Origin of the sequence: Pseudoalteromonas sp. NZS11, from assembly GCF_015864765.1 — a bacterium.
Lineage (GTDB): Bacteria > Pseudomonadota > Gammaproteobacteria > Enterobacterales > Alteromonadaceae > Pseudoalteromonas > Pseudoalteromonas arctica.
Window position 1 is genome coordinate 150,600 of record NZ_JADYWP010000004.1, and the last position, 20,297, is coordinate 170,896.

Annotated in this window: 14 protein-coding genes; 11 read left to right on the forward strand and 3 right to left on the reverse strand. The window is 40.4% G+C overall.

What is annotated here, in order from left to right; all coding sequences use genetic code 11:
- Nucleotides 1-44: 44 nt before the first annotated feature.
- Nucleotides 45-1,718 (reverse strand): energy-dependent translational throttle protein EttA, encoded by a 1,674-nt coding sequence (gene ettA, locus I6E82_RS10315; protein ID WP_007581203.1) that lies wholly within the window; start codon nt 1,716-1,718, stop codon nt 45-47.
- Between the two features lie 333 nt (nt 1,719-2,051).
- Here ettA and I6E82_RS10320 point away from each other — a divergent pair, with 333 nt between their 5' ends.
- The 4 genes from I6E82_RS10320 to metH all read left to right on the forward strand — a co-directional run bounded on the left by I6E82_RS10320 (nt 2,052) and on the right by metH (nt 7,565).
- Nucleotides 2,052-2,699: an outer membrane beta-barrel protein gene (locus I6E82_RS10320; RefSeq protein WP_197117822.1), complete on the forward strand. Its 648-nt coding sequence runs from the start codon at nt 2,052-2,054 to the stop codon at nt 2,697-2,699.
- A 215-nt stretch (nt 2,700-2,914) separates the two neighbouring features.
- Complete coding sequence (locus tag I6E82_RS10325; protein ID WP_007376156.1) at nt 2,915-3,862, forward strand: homoserine O-succinyltransferase; 948 nt, start codon at nt 2,915-2,917, stop codon at nt 3,860-3,862.
- Nucleotides 3,852-4,925, forward strand: a complete 1,074-nt coding sequence (locus I6E82_RS10330) for a homocysteine S-methyltransferase family protein (protein ID WP_008167901.1) — start codon at nt 3,852-3,854, stop codon at nt 4,923-4,925. The genes I6E82_RS10325 and I6E82_RS10330 overlap by 11 nt, the downstream gene beginning before the upstream one ends.
- A gap of 9 nt (nt 4,926-4,934) precedes the next feature.
- On the forward strand, nt 4,935-7,565 hold the full coding sequence (gene metH / locus I6E82_RS10335) for a methionine synthase (RefSeq protein ID WP_197117824.1): 2,631 nt from the start codon (nt 4,935-4,937) through the stop codon (nt 7,563-7,565).
- Between the two features lie 144 nt (nt 7,566-7,709).
- Here the strand turns inward: metH and I6E82_RS10340 are convergent, their stop codons facing one another.
- The gene (locus I6E82_RS10340) at nt 7,710-8,687 is read right to left on the reverse strand and encodes a DUF4238 domain-containing protein (protein ID WP_197117826.1); all 978 of its coding nucleotides are present in this window, start codon (nt 8,685-8,687) and stop codon (nt 7,710-7,712) included.
- A gap of 346 nt (nt 8,688-9,033) precedes the next feature.
- On the opposite strand from I6E82_RS10340, the gene I6E82_RS10345 reads away from it, so the two are divergent.
- The 4 genes from I6E82_RS10345 to I6E82_RS10360 all read left to right on the forward strand — a co-directional run bounded on the left by I6E82_RS10345 (nt 9,034) and on the right by I6E82_RS10360 (nt 16,267).
- Nucleotides 9,034-9,789: a hypothetical protein gene (locus I6E82_RS10345; protein WP_197117828.1), complete on the forward strand. Its 756-nt coding sequence runs from the start codon at nt 9,034-9,036 to the stop codon at nt 9,787-9,789.
- A 209-nt stretch (nt 9,790-9,998) separates the two neighbouring features.
- Nucleotides 9,999-13,097 carry an FG-GAP repeat domain-containing protein gene (locus tag I6E82_RS10350; protein WP_197117830.1) on the forward strand — a complete coding sequence of 1,033 codons (3,099 nt, stop codon included), beginning with the start codon at nt 9,999-10,001 and terminating at the stop codon, nt 13,095-13,097.
- Between the two features lie 414 nt (nt 13,098-13,511).
- Nucleotides 13,512-14,009: a (2Fe-2S)-binding protein gene (locus tag I6E82_RS10355; protein ID WP_165721286.1), complete on the forward strand. Its 498-nt coding sequence runs from the start codon at nt 13,512-13,514 to the stop codon at nt 14,007-14,009.
- A complete protein-coding gene (locus tag I6E82_RS10360; protein WP_165721287.1) occupies nt 14,006-16,267 on the forward strand; it encodes a xanthine dehydrogenase family protein molybdopterin-binding subunit in 2,262 nt (753 codons plus the stop codon). Before I6E82_RS10355 ends, I6E82_RS10360 begins: the two co-directional genes overlap by 4 nt.
- 68 nt (nt 16,268-16,335) lie before the next feature.
- Here I6E82_RS10360 and I6E82_RS10365 read toward each other — a convergent pair whose 3' ends face one another.
- Nucleotides 16,336-16,533 carry a CsbD family protein gene (locus I6E82_RS10365; RefSeq protein ID WP_007581220.1) on the reverse strand — a complete coding sequence of 66 codons (198 nt, stop codon included), beginning with the start codon at nt 16,531-16,533 and terminating at the stop codon, nt 16,336-16,338.
- A 280-nt stretch (nt 16,534-16,813) separates the two neighbouring features.
- Between I6E82_RS10365 and I6E82_RS10370 the strand changes: the two genes are divergently transcribed.
- From I6E82_RS10370 to I6E82_RS10380, 3 genes are all read left to right on the forward strand, one after another.
- Entirely contained in the window at nt 16,814-17,227 is a 414-nt protein-coding gene (locus I6E82_RS10370) for a group II truncated hemoglobin (protein ID WP_197117832.1), read from the forward strand.
- Between the two features lie 83 nt (nt 17,228-17,310).
- Entirely contained in the window at nt 17,311-19,737 is a 2,427-nt protein-coding gene (gene hrpB, locus I6E82_RS10375; RefSeq protein WP_197117834.1) for an ATP-dependent helicase HrpB, read from the forward strand.
- A gap of 91 nt (nt 19,738-19,828) precedes the next feature.
- Nucleotides 19,829-20,293 (forward strand): nuclear transport factor 2 family protein, encoded by a 465-nt coding sequence (locus I6E82_RS10380; RefSeq protein ID WP_197117836.1) that lies wholly within the window; start codon nt 19,829-19,831, stop codon nt 20,291-20,293.
- The last annotated feature ends 4 nt before the right edge of the window (nt 20,294-20,297 follow it).

Below are 20,297 nucleotides of genomic sequence, written 5' to 3' on the forward strand. Positions count from 1 at the left end.
ATGCAGGGCTTAGTATTACTGTAATAAATTAGCTACAGTAAATATTAACCAATTTTTTTGTACTTAATACGTTTAGGTTCAGTTGCTGCTGCACCTAGTGTCTTTTTAAGCCACTCTTCGTATTCAGTATAGTTACCATCAAAGAAGTTAATTTGACCTTCGTCGCGGTAATCTAAAATGTGCGTAGCAATACGGTCAAGGAACCAACGGTCATGCGAGATACACATTACACAACCAGGGAACTCTAAAATAGCGTTCTCTAGTGCGCGTAGTGTTTCAACGTCCAAGTCATTGGTTGGCTCATCGAGTAGTAACACATTGCCGCCAGCTTTTAATAACTTAGCAAGGTGTAAACGGTTACGCTCACCACCTGATAGGTCTTTAACAAACTTTTGCTGATCGTTACCTTTAAAGTTAAAGCGACTTACATACGCACGGCTTTGGAACTCAAAGTTACCAATTTTTAGTACGTCTTGACCGTCTGATATTTCTTGGAAAACAGTTTTGCTTTCGTCCATACCGTCGCGGAACTGATCAACAGTAGCAAGGTGTACGCTTTCGCCAACGGTAATGCTACCGCTGTCTTGCTTTTGCTCACCACTGATCATTTTAAACAGCGTTGATTTACCCGCGCCATTAGCACCAATAATGCCCACAATGGCACCTTTTGGCATGCTAAAGCTTAAATCGTCAATTAAAACGCGGTCACCAAAACTCTTACGAAGATTAGTTACTTCAAGTACTTGATCCCCTAAGCGCGGGCCAGGTGGAATAAACATCTCGTTAGTTTCGTTACGTTTTTGGTAATCAGACTGCTGCATTTCAGTAAACTGAGCCATACGTGCTTTTGACTTAGCTTGGCGACCTTTAGGGTTTGAACGAACCCATTCAAGTTCTTGCGCAATTGATTTTTGACGTGCTTTTTCAGATTTTTGTTCTTGCTGTAAGCGCGCATCTTTTTGTTCAAGCCAAGAAGAGTAGTTACCTTCCCATGGAATACCTTCACCACGGTCAAGCTCTAATATCCAACCCGCTACATTATCAAGGAAGTAACGGTCATGCGTTACCGCCACAACAGTGCCTTCGTAATCGTGTAAGAAGCGCTCTAACCATGCAACCGACTCTGCATCCAAGTGGTTAGTTGGTTCATCGAGAATAAGCATGTCTGGTTTTTCAAGCAGTAATCGACATATAGCAACACGACGACGCTCACCACCTGAAAGGTGCTCAATTTTAGCATCCCATTCTGGTAGGCGAAGTGCATCAGCAGCACGCTCTAAAACGTTGTCGATGTTGTGACCATCGTGCGCCTGGATAACAGCTTCAAGCTCGCCTTGCTCTTTTGCAAGTGCGTCAAAGTCAGCGTCTTCCATGGCGTATTCGTTATACACTTCGTCAAGACGTTTAAGTGCGTGTTTAACTTCGCCAACAGCTTCTTCAACAATTTCACGAACTGTTTTGCTTTCGTCTAAAACAGGCTCTTGCGGTAAATAACCAATTTTTGTACCAGGCTGAGGATGTGCATCACCTTCAAAATCTTGGTCAACACCGGCCATAATACGTAGTAACGTAGATTTACCAGAACCGTTTAAACCAAGCACACCAATTTTAGCGCCAGGAAAAAAGTGTAACGAAATATCTTTTAAGATAGTGCGCTTAGGTGGCACAACCTTAGATACTCGACTCATCGAGAATATAAATTTATCAGGTAAAACCATGGAGGAAAGCCTTCAAATAATAATAAAAATTTCAATGTTGTATTGTAGTGGCTGACAGGTGAAACAGTCAACGAATGCTGTATAGAACTATACGCTTACCTAAGTAGTACTTTGTTTTGATTGCTCGTTTAAAACACTACTATTACAGGGTTTCTATTATGTAAAATTCTGTAATCTATTGTTTTATATTGTTCAAATACATTTCATTTTTAACAAAAGTGGTACAGTATATTTACAAGCTGTAAAGTATAAGCAAGTTATATAGGCAGGCCACACTTAGTTTGTTGTTAGACATCATATTATTAAATATTACAAAGATTTAAAGGAATGAACATGAAAATAGTTACAAAGTTAGGAGCGTTACTTTTAGGTTTATACTCATTTTCGAGCGAAGCAGACATACTCCATGTAAATGGTTATTACCAAGGAATAGGGATAGGGTCTACGCAAATTGATGTATACGAGAGTGATAGCATACAGTTTACAACGCTTTATGGCCGGTTTGGATATCAGTTTTCGCGATACTTTGCATTAGAAGGGCGTATCGGTTTTGGGTTAAATGATGAGTCAACTCCTCTAAACGGAATTGTTTACACTCAGAACCCGCAGGACGGTTCGCTTAGCTCAGAATTCATTAAGAGCGAAATCGATTCAAGCCTTGATTTGCAAACAAGTATATTTGTAAAAGCTAATTATCCAATTTCATCTCGAGCTGATGTGTTTTTATTTGGTGGCTATGGTAGAAATAAATTAAGTTACAATGAAGGCGACTTAAAAAACCTTGCAGAATCAATAACTGGTACAGATACAAATTCTACGTTAATAACTGAGCAAAACTACGACGAAGGCGGCGTAACGTATGGATCTGGCGTTGACTTTAGGTTAACTCAACGCTGGCAATTAAGCGCTGAATACCAATATTTTGATACAGATGAAGGCGATATTTACGCACTTAATTTATCTGTGGTTTACCGTTTTTAACTGTATATGCGCTACTCGTTTTTAGTAGCGCTACTTCAAAATATTAAAGCAGGTTATTTTATAATAGAGGCGTTTTTCCTCATACATACCACCTCGGTAAATCCTAATTTAATAGAATGAATAAATTTCATTTAGACATCTATACATCTAGAGGTTGATATTTTTTACTTTCAGTTCATAATTAAGCTTCGGTTTTTATGAGCAGGAATAAAAATATGCCAATTACAGTAAAAGACGAGTTGCCGGCAATTGCACGTTTACGTCAAGAAAACGTATTTGTAATGCCAAAAACACGTGCAAAAACGCAAGAGATACGCCCAATGCGTTTGGCTATTTTAAACTTAATGCCTAATAAAGTAGAAACCGAAGTTCAGTTTATTCGCTTGCTTGCCAACTCGCCTTTGCAAGTAAACGTAGAACTACTGCGGCTCGACACTCACCGCAGTAGCAGCAATTCAGAAGAGCACCTTGATACCTTTTATCGTTATTTTTCTGAGGTTAAAGACAACAATTACGATGCATTAATAGTAACTGGCGCGCCACTTGCGCATTTAGAATACGACGATGTAGCGTATTGGGATGAGCTAAAGGTCATTATTGATTGGGCTGAGCAACACGTTACCTCTACGTTATTTTCGTGTTGGGCAGCGCATGCAGCGTTATATCACCGTTACAATTTAAAGCGCGATTTAAAAGACGACAAACTGTGTGGCGTATTTACTCACCAATGTTACTTTGATCACGGCGCACTGACTCGCGGATTCGACGACACCTTTTTAGTACCGCACTCACGTTATGGCCACATTGATATAAATAAAATAAACGCCTGTGATGAGCTAGTTGTACTGGCAGGTTCTGAGCGAGTAGGGGCTTACTTACTTAAAAATAAATCGGGTAGCCAAGTGTTTATAACCGGTCATCCTGAGTACGACGCCGACTCGCTAAAAGCAGAATACGAGCGCGATTGTAAAAAGAGCCCTAATGCACCAAAACCCGAAAATTACTTTCCGGATGACGATGCAACCAAACAACCTTCAAAAACGTGGCAAAGCCATGCTTTTTTACTTTTTTCGAACTGGTTAAATTACTACGTGTACCAAACCACACCGTATGATATTAATTTAGTTAGCCAAGACGTGAGGACTAACAACTATGCCGAATAACGCTCCTACAAATAATAAGCAAGCCGAAATAAGCGCCGCATTAAAAGAACGCATTTTAATTTTAGATGGCGCTATGGGCACCATGATCCAAGATCATAAGCTAGAAGAAGAAGACTATCGCGGAGAGCGTTTTAAAGACTGGCATGTATTAATTAAAGGCAATAACGATTTATTAAGCCTAACCAAGCCCGATTTAATCACTGATATTCATCGTGGTTTTTTATCAGCGGGCGCCGATATTATCGAAACCAACACGTTTAACTCGACCACTATTTCGATGGAAGATTACGACATGGCAAGCCTAAGCCGTGAAATAAACCTAGAGTCGGCTAAATTAGCACGCGCCATTTGTGATGAATTTACGGCTAAAACGCCAGAAAAACCGCGCTATGTAGCCGGTGTTTTAGGGCCGACATCTAAAACGTGTTCAATTTCGCCAGACGTAAACGATCCGGGTTACCGAAATGTCACCTTTGATAAGCTGGTTACTGCGTATATTGAATCAACACTTGCATTAATGGAAGGCGGCGCCGATTTAATACTAATCGAAACTATATTCGACACTCTTAACGCAAAAGCCGCCTCGTTTGGCGTAGAAGAAGCCTTTGAGCAAGCAGGACGTAAATTACCAGTTATGATTTCGGGTACTATTACAGACGCCTCTGGTCGTACGCTTTCGGGGCAAACAACCGAAGCATTTTATAATTCTATTCGCCATATTAAGCCTATTTCGATTGGTTTAAACTGTGCGCTTGGTCCTGATTTACTGCGCCAGTATGTAGAAGAGTTGTCGCGCGTGTGCGAAACGTTTACATCGGTACACCCTAATGCGGGCTTACCAAATGAGTTTGGTGAATACGACTTAGAAGCGGACGATATGGCAACCGAAATTATCGATTGGGGTAAATCGGGCTTTATTAATATAGTAGGCGGATGCTGTGGCACCACGCCTGCGCATATTCGCGCTTTTGCAAAAGGTTTAGCGGGCGTTAAACCACGCCAACTACCAGAGCTTGAAGTACGCATGCGTTTATCAGGCCTTGAAGCCTGTAACTTAAATTAAGGAGCCAGCATGACCCAACAAATAGCAGTATTTACTAATGTCGGCGAACGTACCAATGTAACGGGTTCTGCCATGTTTAAACGTTTAATCATGGAAGAAGACTTTGAAGCCGCGCTAACAGTGGCACGTGAACAAGTAGAAAACGGCGCACAGGTTATTGATATAAACATGGACGAAGCCATGTTGGACTCAAAAGCCGCCATGGTTAAGTTTTTAAACTTAATAGCCTCAGAGCCTGATATTTCTCGCGTACCAATTATGGTCGACTCCTCAAAATGGGAAGTAATAGAAGCAGGCTTAAAGTGTATTCAAGGCAAGGCAATTGTTAACTCAATATCGCTAAAAGAGGGCGAAGAGCCGTTTATTCGCCAAGCTAAAATAATAAAACGCTTTGGTGCAGCCGCTGTTGTAATGGCATTTGATACCGACGGACAAGCCGACACGGCAGACCGTAAGTTCGCAATATGTGCGCGCAGTTATAAAATATTGGTAGAAGATATTGGCTTTGCGCCAGAAGATATTATATTCGACCCTAATATATTTGCCGTAGCCACCGGTATTGAAGAGCACGACAACTACGCCGTAGAATTTATTGAAGGCACACGCCGCATTAAGCAAAATTTGCCGCACTGTAAAGTGTCGGGCGGTGTATCAAATGTATCGTTTTCGTTTAGAGGTAATAACCCCGTACGTGAAGCTATTCACTCGGTGTTTTTATATCATGCGATTCAAGCTGGTATGGACATGGGTATTGTAAATGCGGGGCAACTCGCCGTTTACGATGATATACCAGAAGAATTACGTAAAGCAGTTACAGACGTAATACTTAACACCGACTCAGGCGCAGGCGAGCGTTTAGTAGAGCTTGCACCAAAATACTCGGGTATGGCGCAAGCCGAGCGAGTAGAAGATTTAGAGTGGCGCACATGGCCTGTTGCAAAACGCCTTGAGCACGCGCTTGTTAAAGGTATTACTACATTCATAGATGAAGATACCGAAGAATGCCGCGCCGCAGCAGCTAAACCTATTCACGTAATTGAAGGGCCGTTAATGGACGGCATGAACGTAGTAGGCGACTTATTTGGTGCAGGCAAAATGTTTTTACCACAAGTTGTTAAATCGGCGCGCGTAATGAAGCGAGCCGTAGCCTACCTAGACCCATACATTGAGCTTGAAAAAGAAGAAGGCTCAACTAATGGTAAAATAGTAATGGCGACCGTAAAAGGTGACGTACACGACATAGGTAAAAATATTGTGGGTGTTGTACTGCAATGTAATAACTATGAAGTAATCGACTTAGGTGTAATGGTACCGGCTGATAAAATACTACAAACCGCCATCGACGAAAAAGCCGATATTATTGGGTTATCGGGCTTAATTACCCCATCGCTTGACGAAATGGTACACGTAGCAAAAGAAATGAAACGCCGTGGTTTTGAACTTCCGCTACTAATTGGTGGCGCAACTACTTCTAAAGCGCACACCGCAGTAAAAATTGAGCCGCAATATGACAAAGGCGTAGTGTATGTTAGTAATGCCAGCCGTGCGGTAGGTGTAGTATCTAATTTATTATCAAAAGAGCATAAACCTGACTTTTTAGCTAAAACTAAAGCTGAATACGTAAAAGTGCGCGAGCAACAAGCGCGTAAAAAACCACGCTCTAAGCCTGTTACTATTCAGCGTGCCCGCGATAACGCAGCGGTGCTTGATTGGGATAACTACACGCCACCAGTGCCTAAAAAGCTCGGCGTGATCGAGTTTAAAAACGTATCCATTGCCACTTTGCGTAAATACATAGATTGGACGCCATACTTTATGACGTGGTCAATCGCCGGTAAATACCCGCGCATAATGACCGATGAAGTCGTAGGCGAGCAAGCGCAAAGCTTATTTAAAGACGCTAACGACATGTTAGACGACCTTGAAAAAGCAGGCAGTTTGCAACCACTTGGCGTAATTGGTTTATTCCCTGCTAACCGCGTTGGGGACGACATAGAAATATACACCGACGAAACACGCAAAGAGCTGTTAACGACCTCGTGCCATTTACGTCAGCAAACCGAAAAAACCGACTTTGCTAACTACTGCCTAGCCGACTACATAGCACCCAAAGGCACACCAGACTATTTTGGTGCGTTTGCTGTAACAGGCGGTCTTGAAGAAGACGACTTAGCAAATGCGTTTGACGCACAGCAAGACGACTACAATAAAATAATGATTAAAGCGGTTGCCGACAGGCTTGCCGAAGCGTTTGCAGAATACCTGCACGAAAAAGTACGTAAAGAGTATTGGGGTTTTGCACCAGACGAAAACCTAGCAAACGATGAGCTAATACGCGAAAACTACCAAGGTATTCGCCCAGCGCCAGGTTACCCTGCGTGCCCAGAGCACACCGAGAAAAAGAAAATTTGGCAGTTGCTCGATACCGAAAAACGCATTGGTATGCAGCTAACTAGCTCGTACGCCATGTGGCCAGGTGCTGCTGTTTCAGGTTGGTACTTCTCACATCCAGAAGCTAAGTACTACGCCGTAGCAGCAGTACAACGCGATCAAGTTGAAGATTACGCTAAACGAACCAATATGACGCTGGAAGAAGCTGAAAGATGGCTATCGCCTAATTTGGGTTATGATCCGGAGTAGAGAGGAGTGATCAGTTTTTAGCTGTCAGTTATCAGTAAAACAAAAAACGAGCCCAGTATGGCTCGTTTTTTGTTTTAAAATTAGAGCTATATGGTTACGAAAAGTTAATAAGATCTAACTTCGGTATTACCGTTTCCTACCGAATTAACGTTCATATAGCTTCAATACTTCAGCCTTGTTTGAAATAATATGAAAATGAGCACCCTCAGCCATTTTTTTATTAACTTCTTTCACAAATGACTCGTTAACTAAGCTTGTGCTGTTTACAAATCTGTCTGACCACCCTATAAAATATGCTTTAGTAGGTGATAGAGGGTAAAAATACTCAGTTTCGTGTTTTAATGGTGATGTACCCATATTAGGTCTGGGATGGATGTTTACAACAGGCGCGTCAGCTGTAATAAATGGGATGCTAGTATTATTTTCTAAAATTGATTGATAGCAGTAACCTCTATTAATACACAAGCTTTTCCCTAAATTAGTGCCATAAAGAAAAGAAATAAACCACCAACTTTCCTCCATTAGTTCAGCTATTTGAGGGTCGCAATTCTTAGCAAAAGATTTAATAAATGTTTCTTTAAAAGCTTTAGTTCTAGTTAATTGATGCCCTAAAAATAATAAAAAATCTGTCATTTGATCAATGTTTTTTAAGGTGTTTACATCTAAATTTCTAAGTTTATTTGAAACACTTAAGGCATCGCGCTCAAGTTGAGAGTGTCTATCTTCGATCGAGTTATTTTTAGCGGCATTAAATAATTTATCACCATATTCGCTTTTAACATCCAAAGACGTATAATATTTATACATTTTTTGTGTGTCTAAATAGCTTTTAAGGACTTTTTCATGGTGCTTTTTTAATTCCATATCATTACTCATAGCTATGAGTTTTTCAATTAGGTAAACGTGTTTTTCTGTTAATGTATTAACACGATAGAAATACTTTTCCACTGCCACACTTTTTATGCTGTCTAGAGCTATCCCTCCTTTTTTCTTTGTGTAATATATGTCTCGACCGTTTGTAGACCAATGCTTCATGTAATTGGCCCATATATAATGATGCTTTTGTTTTACTTCCAATTTCTTATTATTAAGCCAATCCATGTCTTGCTCACTTTTATTCATTAAGTCGCATTTAGTAATGTCGAAAACTATTTCACATTAATACAAATACATATTTAAATAGTGGTTAATTATATTTTAGATTAACATCAAACAACCAAATAATAGGTGGTAAAACTTAGGTAATTACCTGACTTGTCTAGGCCTACTAAACAATGGATAGCTATTTGGCGTAGGGCCTACAAATGATAATGAAATCAAAGAGCCTAAAGCAAGTTATCATTATGAATTAATTGATTTTTATATTAAATATGTTCATCTATAACATCGGTAGGAATTATCCACTTTATAATTTTATCTCATGAATTTGTTGCATACATTTCTGATTATTTTAAATAAAGGACTATAAATGAAACATCTAAACCACATCCTACTGTGCCTATCTCTACTTTTTACATCTAGCACATTTGCTCTTGAGCAAAAATATCACGAGTTCGTTTTACCTGTTATTGCAGCCTTTGAAAGTGACGATAAACCTGCAATTGCTACACTTATTCGTTACCCATTAAAACGACGATACCCCATACCTGACATTAAAAATGAAGCTGAGTTTATTAACCGCTTTGATGAAGTATTTAATGATGAGCTAATAGCAGTTATTGCCAGTTCAAACATTAATACCGATTGGGATAAAGTAGGTTGGCGCGGCATTATGCTAAATAACGGCGTTATGTGGGTAGATACCGAAGGTAAAATTATTGCTGTAAATACACAAAATACTAAAGAGCAGGCACTTGCTAAAAGACTAATCGAACAAGGTAAGCAATCCTTGCACGCAAGTATTAATACTTTTGAAAAACCAGTACTCGATTGGAAAACGGCTAACTACCATATCCGTGTTGATGATTTAGGTGATGGAAATTACCGTTATGTAGTGTGGGGTATTAATAAAAAGCCAAGTGACAAGCCTGATATGGTTTTACTAAATGGCGATATTACATTTGAGGGCAGCGGCGGGAATCATCACTATACGTTTAAAAATGGTCGTTATAGTTATGTGCTACAAGTAACCATTATTGGCTGCGATACATCACCACCAGGTTGGCTTGAAGTTTATAAAGACGATGAGCGATTGTTGTCTGAAGATGTTATAAGCACTCATTAATCGCTTTTTATTAGTAAGTATGCGGATAAAATTTCTATAAAAGTAGCTTTAGCTGCAAGTTAAATGTTATTACTTTATTCTTCTATCCCTTTGTAAAACTTTGTTAATCGCCTCTTTATTTCCGGTTGGTACTCTATATAATGCCGTGTTAATGGAACGTTGCAGTTGTAGTGACGTGATTAAATAAAGAAATACAAAGGATTATGGAATTGATTAAACTATCTTGCCTTACGTTGCTCATGATGAGCGCGTATTCAGTGAATGCCAATACTCACGCTCAGCCTATAAAAAACACTCAAGAAAATACTTACGGTGATGCTGTTTTAATTAACGATCAAAAAATAAATTTTGATAAAGCTCATTTTGAAAGTTTATCTAAAAAACCTCTACTCGCGCCAATTATAAAAAATAATAGCCTTACTCAAGCTGCCTCAGACGAGGAAAGCATAGAGCTTAGTAGCGTATTTCGTGAGTTTTCGTTAGGCAACTCAACAGGTCGAAAAGGCTTGTACGTGGCACCTTTGTCGGGTGTGGGTAGTAAGCACATTATATCCGCCCAAGAGAGCAATTTTAATATTATAGAATATGTGAAAGGTGCGTATGAAGTAACTGCTCGCTACGACTTTGATGACTATATTGAAGATACCACGCTAATTAAAGATACAGTGGCAGATACATACTACTTATATGTTTTAGAAAATAACGCAGTACATAAAGTTAATTTAGTCACTCAAGAGATAGAGCTAAGTAAAGAGTTTTATTACCCAAGAGCAGCAGATAAGTTTGATATAAACAACGATGGGCAAGATGAGCTTTTTGTTTATCAAAGTAGTAAGCTTTTTGTACTTAACTCGCTCGATTTATCTGAAATTGCGGTGCTTGAAAATGTACCACAAAATTTTGTGACAGGCTCGTTTACTGAGGCTAATGCAAAAGAAGTTTTATTTAGTGATGGTGCGGTTTATAGATTCGAAAATTCAGAATTTGTACTGCACAAACAACTTAGTGTAAGTATTAATGGCGAGCATTTAATTGCTGTTGATATTAATAACGACGGCTTAGATGAAGTGATTAATGGGCAAAGTTGGTACAGCATAGAAATGCTAAGCCCAAGCACTGAAAGCATTTTATGGACAGCCCAAAGCGACTTAGATATTGATAAAGTAATAGTTGCAGATATTGATAATGATGGTACCGACGATTTAGTTTACGGCGATGGTCAGTGGGGGAGTTTATACGCGCTTTCACTCACAACAGGTGTTGAGTTTTGGAGTATTAATAATCCAGAGCATGGTGTGTCGGGCATTGTCGTAGATGACCTTAACGGCGATGGCAAACAAAATATTGCTTGGGGCTCAGGTTATTCTTCGTCAGGTGAAGATGGTTTTTATATTCACAACACGGATGACAAAACTCAACAGTGGGCTAAAGGCATTAAGTACTATTCAAATAAAGCGTTAGCACTTGCTGATATTAATAATAACGGAAGCTTAGATATACTTTATTCCGAGCGTGATAGTAACGCTTTGCACATAGTAGATACACAAACTAATGAAAAAATACTTACAAATATAAGCGTTAATAACGATTGGGATAATAACAATTTAGTTACTACTGCTCAGCTGTTTGATGATGGTAAGAATTATATTATTGCTGGTAGCTCTGCTATATACGACGCGAATGTACAGGTGTTTTCACCTGAAACGGGTGAAGAGCTATTTCAAACATATCTTGGCGGCGGAGACTACATTAGTACCTTAACAACGTTAGATATTAATAACGATGGCAAGTTAGAAATAATAGTAGGTAATGGCGCTGAGCATACAGGAAGTGAAGGTACCTTTTTTAAAGTATTAAATGGGCAAACTGGAGAGTTATTAAAAACATCGCCTCGCTTAGGATTTTATTGGGGCGGTATGAGTTCAATAGTAACTGGAAGCTTTCTTAATAACGAAAATATAGATGTGGTTAGTCTCGTTAGTGACTACCTCATTAGTTATGACTACTCTGAAAACACTATCTCTAAAGTTGCTTTAGAACAAAGTTTTAACGGCTTGGTTAATACTGTAATTAATGGAGAAGAAACTTTAGTTGCATCTACCTATAATGGCTCACTTTATAAAGTGGCTTTAAATGGGCAGACAACATTAATTAGTGAAGTGTGCCAAAACTCTTTAAATAACATTGTGTCTGTAAGAGCTGGGTTTGTGCAGTATTCGTGTTCAGATCAGTTTGGTGAATATAACCTAGATAGCAATGTGGTTTCATACACTGTTGAGCGTAATAATAATGACAGTTGGTTAGCAACGTCTACGTATAATAATGTTGATTATACCTTGTTGGCGGGTCGGTCATTGGAGGTGTTTTCTAATCAAGTTACTGAGCCTTTAGCTAAGCCTGAAGCTGTAAGCTACTCTGATCATGTTTTAAAAAGCATACAAATAGATTTACCTGTATCAGATGATATTGATTATGTAGTTTTAAATAAGAGACCAACTCTGGGTAGGGTCGAGTTTACCGACAGACAGGCGGGTCTACTAACTTATATACCTTCGGGGACTGTAGGCATTGACGAGCTTAGTTACTACACAGTAAAAGATCGTTCACGTTCAGCGTTATCAAGCTTAACGTTAGAGCTAAAAAATACAGCACCAACAGCAAATAATATGACACTGCAAACTCATTGGAGTACACCGCTTAACTTTAATCTAGAAGGTATGGATGAAGACGCAGAGCAATTAGTATTTCAAATTAAAAATTCGCCTGCTCACGGGCAAATTCAGTTAATGGATTCTGCCTTAGGTAGCGTGACCTTTTCACCAAGTGGTGACTCGGTTGAGCCAGTATCAGTTAGCTTTACAGTGAAAGATTCTTTAGTTGAATCTGAGCTTCATAATGTTGTTATTGAACTAACAAATACAGCCCCACAAGCTCAAAATGTAACATATAACACCTCTTACAAGAGTGAAGTGAATGGTCGCTTTTCAGCATTAGATAGCGACAACGATACACTTGAGTTTGAAGTGGTAACCGAGCCAAACTCAGGAACTTTAACATTTGAGCCTGATACTGGATTGTTTAAACTAACTCCTACGAGCGAATCCGATCATGTAGTAACGTTTAGCTATGTAGCTAAAGATAAATTTGATAGTTCAGCAGTTCAAACTGTGACTATAAACGTTGAAGGTAAGCAAGGTGCTGCGCTAGCGACTCCTTCATCTGATTCAGGCTCTAGCTCAGGTGGCAGTATTTATTACTTACTTACGCTGCTATCAGTGGTTTTATTTGGTAGACGCCGTTTTAATTAATAGTTAAAAGCTTATTTACACTATCTAAAACCGCCAAATGGCGGTTTTTTTTTATTAATAGTCTTTTTAAACTTTTATTTAGGGCCTGTTTATCTTTCGAGGTTTAACATGCGCTGCCCCAAGGGTTCTGCATAGGGGCAATTTACGCTTTGTTGTTTACAAACCTCCCGCCGCGATTAAATCTCCCCTAGATTGAGTGAACTTCAATCTAAAAAGGTCTGCAGTCCCTAGTCTAATACTAATAATCAGACGTTAATAATTTCAATGTGGTTTAAACGTTCTAATAATTAGTATTTTTATAAAATAGATCTAAGTGGTAGGCTAAAAGTAGTAAGTATAAAATAGTAAGTAATTAAAAATAGTTCTCGCGCAACAAGGAACCCTCCTGTAAAGCGCTTTGCCAAGGAGTTTAGTATGATCACGCTTACCATTAATGGTAATAAACATGAGTTTTCTGGCGATCCGTCAACGCCAGTATTATGGTATCTCCGAGACGAATTGAATTTAACCGGCCCTAAATTTGGCTGTGGTATGGCTCAGTGCGGTGCGTGTACTGTGCATATTGATGGGGTAGCTCAGCGCTCGTGTGTATTACCTGTAGCGGCAGTAGCGGGTCTTTCAATTACAACAATTGAAGGGTTAAGCGAGCAGGGCGACCATCCAGTACAACAAGCATGGGTTGAGCATAAAGTACCGCAGTGTGGTTTTTGCCAGTGCGGCCAAATGATGCAAGCTGCAAGCTTATTAGCTGCCAATCCAAACCCTACCGATGATGAAATAGTAAGTAATATGTCGGGAAATATTTGCCGTTGTGGTACATACCCGCGCATTCATAAAGCAATTAAATCAGCCGCTAAAACAATGGCGAGTGTTCAGTATTTTGACCCAAATGAACAAGGGGAAGAAGTATGAACCAAGATAATAAATATTTTGATTTAAACCGCCGTAAGTTTTTAAAAACTAGCGCAATAGGTGCATTGGTACTTGGTACTTATTTTGTAGGCAGTGCGCCAAGAGCGATTGCGGGTGTGTTAGAGCAGCCATCTGAGCTGGCAAAACGCGCAAACTTATTTATTGCACTGCGCCCAGACGGCATGGTTGAAATAACGTGCCATCGCTCTGAAATGGGTCAGCAAATTCGCACCGCGATTGCACAAATAGTTGCCGATGAAATGGAAGCCGCGTGGGATAAGGTTATTGTTATTCAGGGTAAGGGCGACCCTAAATACGGCGATCAAAATACCGATGGCTCGCGCAGTATTCGCTACAACATGCAGCGCCTGCGTGAAATGGGCGCAAGTGTACGTTACATGATGCAGCATGCTGCCGCTAAGTTTTGGAAAGTTGATCCACGAACCTGTACTGCTAATCAACACGTTGTTACACACAGCTCAGGTAAATCGCTTACTTATAAAGATTTAATCGACTTAGCGCTTACAATAACGCCACCAGAAGCTGACAAACTAACACTTAAAACACGCAAAGAATGGCGTTATATTAATACCGGCATGGCGCACATAGATTTAGCCGATTTAGTAACAGGTAAAGCTATATTTGCAGCCGATGTACGCGAACCACAAGCGCTGGTGGCTATAATTGAACGCCCGCCGGTAGTAGGCGGTGTTGTTAAGTCGTTTGATGCCAGTGCTACAAAAGCGATAAACGGCGTTATAGATGTTATTGAAATACCTGCACCAAAAGGCGCACCGCAGTTTCAGCCAAAAGGTGGCATTGCGATTATAGCTAAAAACACATGGGCTGCATGGCAAGGGCGTAAAGCATTAAAAGTCGTGTGGGATGATGGCAAAAATGGCGATTACAATTCAGAAGAATTTAAAAAGTCATTATTACAAACAGTACAAACTCCACAGGCAAACATACGTGATAAAGGCGATGCCATGGGCGTGTTGGCTAAATCGAGCAATAAATTGGTAGCTGATTATTACGCACCGCATCTTGCTCAAGCACCAATGGAGCCGCCTTGTGCAACAGCTATGTACAACAAAGACAGTGTTGATATATGGGCTGCTACGCAAAATCCACAAGCCGATATGAAAACAGTGGCGGCAATGCTTGGCATGGATGAGAGCAAAATTAATGTTCACGTTACCATGTTAGGAGGCGGTTTTGGGCGTAAGTCAAAACCTGACTTTTCAGCAGAAGCAGCTTACCTTTCAATGAAAGTAGGCAAACCTATTCGCGTGCAATGGACGCGTGAAGACGACATACAACATGGTTTTTACCATGCGGTTTCGGCTCAGCACATTGAAGCATCGCTAGATAAAAATGGCGCTATAGAATCTTATTTACACCGCACCGCGTTTTCACCGATCACCTCTACCTTTTCAGAAGGGGCGACTACGCCAGGAAGCTTTGAACTGCGCTTAGGATTTACCGATAACCCTATTAACACACCTAATATGAAGTTAGAAAACGGTGATGCGCCTGCTAAAGCACGAATTGGTTGGATGCGTTCTGTATCAAATATTTTTCATGCCTTTGCTATTCAGTCATTTATTGGTGAAGCAGCGCACAAAGCCGGTCGCGACCAAAAAGACTATTTACTAGACACTATAGGTCCGAGTCGTATTGTTGATGTAACAGAGCAAAATGCTACATACGATAATTACGGTGGCGATAAAGCGGTTTATCCTCTAGATATTGGCAGACTGCGCCATGTTATTGAAAAAGTAGCTGACATGAGTAAATGGGGGCGAGAGCTTCCTAAAGGTCGAGGTTTAGGCATAGCAGCACACAGAAGCTTTTTAACTTATGTAGCTACGGTAGTTGAAGTAGAAGTGTCGGATGCTGGCGATTTAAAAGTAATTAAGTCGTGGGTTGCCATTGATGCGGGTACGGTTGTAAACACCGACACCGTTAAAAACCAAACCCAAGGTGGCTCTATTTACGGTATTACAACTGCAATCAGCGATGGTATTACCTTTGATAAAGGGCGCGTACAGCAAAGTAATTTTCATGATTATCGCGTACCGCGTATGAGCGACGCACCTCTTGAGATTGACGTTGAAATTGTACAAAGCGATGCACCACCAGCAGGGGTAGGCGAGCCGTCTACACCAGTTTATGCGCCAGCATTATGTAATGCTATTTTTGCAGCGTGCGGAAAGCGTATTAGGCAGTTACCGATTGGTAACCAATTAAAAGCGTAGCTAAATAACCTACAGCTTAAACAAAAAAACCGCCAAATGGCGGTTTTTTTAAAAGCGGTTAACGCGGTTTAACGACCTTTTTCAAACTCATCAACTTCACGCTCTGCTTCTTCTTTAGATTTACCGTATTGCTGCTGAATTTTACCAACTAGCTCTGTACGGCTACCTTCAATTTTATCTAAATCGTCGTTGGTAAGATCGCCCCATTTTTGTTGAGCCTTACCTTTAAGTTCTTTCCAATTACCTTCGATACGATCGCTGTTCATAAGTTTATCCTTACTTTAGGTTAGTGAATTAACTGTCAGTTATAAAGTAGCAAGCCTTGTACCAAGGAATAATAATGGTTTTATTGTTTTTATTATCAGTTGGTTATATTTTCATGTTGAGCGATTTTGTTTTTAATATTGCGCTATTTATTAAAAAATATACATAGCAGCCTGTAATTATTGCTGACATAAGTTACGCCGCTTTGATGTAACTCATTCTTAAATTTTTGTTTTAAGCTAATATGCAGGTATTAAACAAAGTAGTTAACCTGAGTGAGTTATGAATACAAAAACGTGTGAATACGGAGTGGATGACTGCTCATACAAAATGGCAGGTGAGTTAGCAGGTATTACACAATTGGTGAATGCGTTTTACGACAATATGGACGCTTTAAAAGAGGCTGAAAATATAAGGAGTATGCATTCAAAAGACTTATCGGCATCGCGAAAAAAGCTCGCTTATTTTTTGTCGGGCTGGTTAGGTGGTCCTAAATTATACGCTGAACATTTAGGTAGTATTAACATACCTCAAGCGCATAAACATTTACATGTAGGAATTGAGCAAAGTGATGCATGGCTTTTATGCATGCAAAAAGCGGTTGATGAGCAACCTTACGAAGCACCATTTAAAATTTACTTAATGCAGCAATTACGAGTGCCTGCAGATCGAATTAGAATGGTGTCGGGTAGTTAATAGCAATTATTAATAAACATCTACCGCAGCTAGGCTTTGGTTTTTTGTTACAATGCCTGCAAAGCAATTTAGGGTAAATAGCTGTGCTGCCGGTTCAAGACATATATCAACAACTCGTTACTACATTACAAAGTAATCCTATTACGTTATTACAAGCGCCGCCTGGTGCGGGTAAATCTACGTGGTTGCCGCTGCAACTAATGCGCGATGGGCATTTTAAACGTATTGTAATGCTAGAGCCTCGCCGTTTAGCTGCACGTAATATTGCCAGTTACCTAGCAATGTGCCAAAACGAGAGTGTTGGGCAAAGTGTGGGCTTGCGGATTAGGGGCGAGAGTAAAGTAAGCGCTAATACGCGCCTCGAAATAGTCACCGAAGGCATGCTAACGCGCATGCTGCAAAACGACCCCGAATTAAGCGATATAGATTTACTTATATTTGATGAATTTCATGAGCGTTCAATTGCAGCCGATACCTCACTTGCCTTTGCGCTCGAGACCCAAAGTGCGCTGCGTGAAGATTTAACCATTATGCTTATGTCGGCAACGCTTGATACTGAGCGTTATACAGCGTTTTTTGACTGCCCTGTAATTCAATCGAGCGGTCGCAGCTACCCAATAGACGAAATATACATACCCATAAAAGATGAAAGCCGTTGGCTTGATGCAATTCCTAGCATAATAAAACAAGCACTTAATGAGCAAACAGGTAGCGCATTGGTATTTTTACCTGGGCAATTTGAAATACTACGCGTGCAACAAGCACTCACCGATTTACCTAGTAACTGCCAAGTCGCAACGCTATTTGGCGAGCAAGATAAAGCTAATCAGCAAGCCGCTATTGCTTCTGCACCAAACGGTATGCGCAAAGTAGTGCTTACCACCAATGTAGCCGAAACCAGTTTAACTATTGAAGGCATACGCATTGTAATTGACAGCGGCAAGCGCCGTGCAGCTACCTTTAATTTAAAAACAGGGGTTACTGAGCTCACAACACAAAGTATATCGCGCTCATCTGCTGTGCAGCGTGCAGGACGTGCAGGGCGAATAGAGCCGGGCATTGTTTATCGAATTGGCTCAAAGCAAACCTTTGAGCGACGTAATAGCCACGACAATCCCGAAATACTCACATCAGACATAAGCCAACTTATGCTTGAGGCAAAGCAATGGGGAGCCAGTATTGATGAGCTAACCTTGCTCGATAAGCCCACTGAGCAACAATGCAAGCAAGCAAGTAACCTGCTTAATATGCTTGAAGCTATTGATAGCAAAGGTAAGCTCACACCGCTTGGCAGTAAAATGCTAGGTTTTGGTGCTGATATTCGTTTGGCGCATATGCTACTAAAAGCCCAAATACTTGATGACCAACTCCCTGGTATTTTTAAGCTCGCTATTTATTTAGTGGCATTACTTGAGAGCCGAGTAAATAGTGCAAACGAGTTGAGTTTAGCGCTGCATAGCCAACAGCAACGTCCGCATCCGGTATTTAAACAACAGTTAAAATATTGGCAAAGCCGCTTAAAAGTAAAAGACGAAAACAGCGAATTAAATACGCATTATATTAGTTTGCTAGTGGCATTGGCATACCCCGATCGCATCGCTAAAAAACGTGGTAATGGTTATTTACTTGCCAATGGTGCAGGTGCTGAGTTAAATGCCGATTACTGGCACAACGACGATTACTTAGCTATAGCAACCATGGGCGGGCACAAAGGAGGGCGTATATTTGCAGCCACCGCGCTTAACCCATTTGAGTTACAAGACTATTTACCGCATTTATTTAGTGAACTTACTCGCTGTGAGTTTGACGAAAAATCAGCACGTTTTATTCATCAAGATGAAGTAAAGCTCGGGGCTATAACGCTCAGCAGCCAGCCTAGTAAACAAAAACTAGATAAGAGCGAGCGCGCTAAAGCGTGGCTAAACTTATTTGCTAAACACGGTTTTGCATTATTTAACGAGCAACCTGATGCGCAGCAATTGCTGATACGTATGAGTCTAGCAAGTAAGTTATTACCCGATAAATTTCCAAAAACAAATGAGCAACAACTCATTCAAAATGCAGCGCAGTGGCTAAGCGTGTTTTTAGAAGATATTAAAACGCTCACGCAGCTTAAAAAGTTTAACTACTTTGAAGCATTACAAAACTGTTTTGATTGGCAACAACAAACCGCTTTAAAAGCACTGTTACCACTGCGCTTAACGGTGCCAAGTGGCTCAAATATAAAAATAGAATACCAGCTTGATGGCCCCGCAAAGCTAAGCGTGCGTATGCAAGAAGTTTACGGCTTGACCAGTACGCCTATGCTTGCCAACGGTAAACTGCCACTGCTTATGGAGCTGCTATCGCCAGGTAAACGCTCATTGCAACTTACTCAAGATTTAGCCCACTTTTGGGCTAGCAGTTACCGCGATGTGCAAAAGGAAATGAAAGGTCGTTACCCTAAGCATTTTTGGCCAGACGACCCTGCCAACAGCGTTGCAACAAATAGAGTAAAGAGCAAAATGTAGGTGTTAATTCACTTAAAACTGATTTTGTTTGATTATTGAACTTACTAAGGTAATGTACCTATAAAATATTTTTAACTACAGGGAATAGTCAATGAGGTTACTTTTAACGTTAGGTTTGGCTCTAGTAGCTGCTTTTTCGGTTCATGCCCAAGAGTCACTCGACTTGAATGCGTTTGCGCAGCAATACTATAAAACAATGACCGCAACACAAGCACCTAACGCAGGTGCTAAAGAGCTTGAGGCTTACCTTGCATTGTTAACCGATGATATTGGCAATCAGCATATTCCGTATCAACCGGATGACTCACGTACTCCTGATGGTAAAAAGCAGATGCGCAAAGGTATGAGTTTTTACTTAGGTGCGCACACGTTGTTTGAAAGCACACTGCTTAATACATTTGTGTTTAACGATACAGGCTTTGCTATTCGTTATAAAAACTATGTAAAAGGTATTCATCCGCAAAATAAACAGCCAATTGAGTATACCTCCACAATGATGGAAGTGATTGAAATTGAAAACGGCAAAGTGGCGATGATCCGCAAGTATCACGAATAACAAA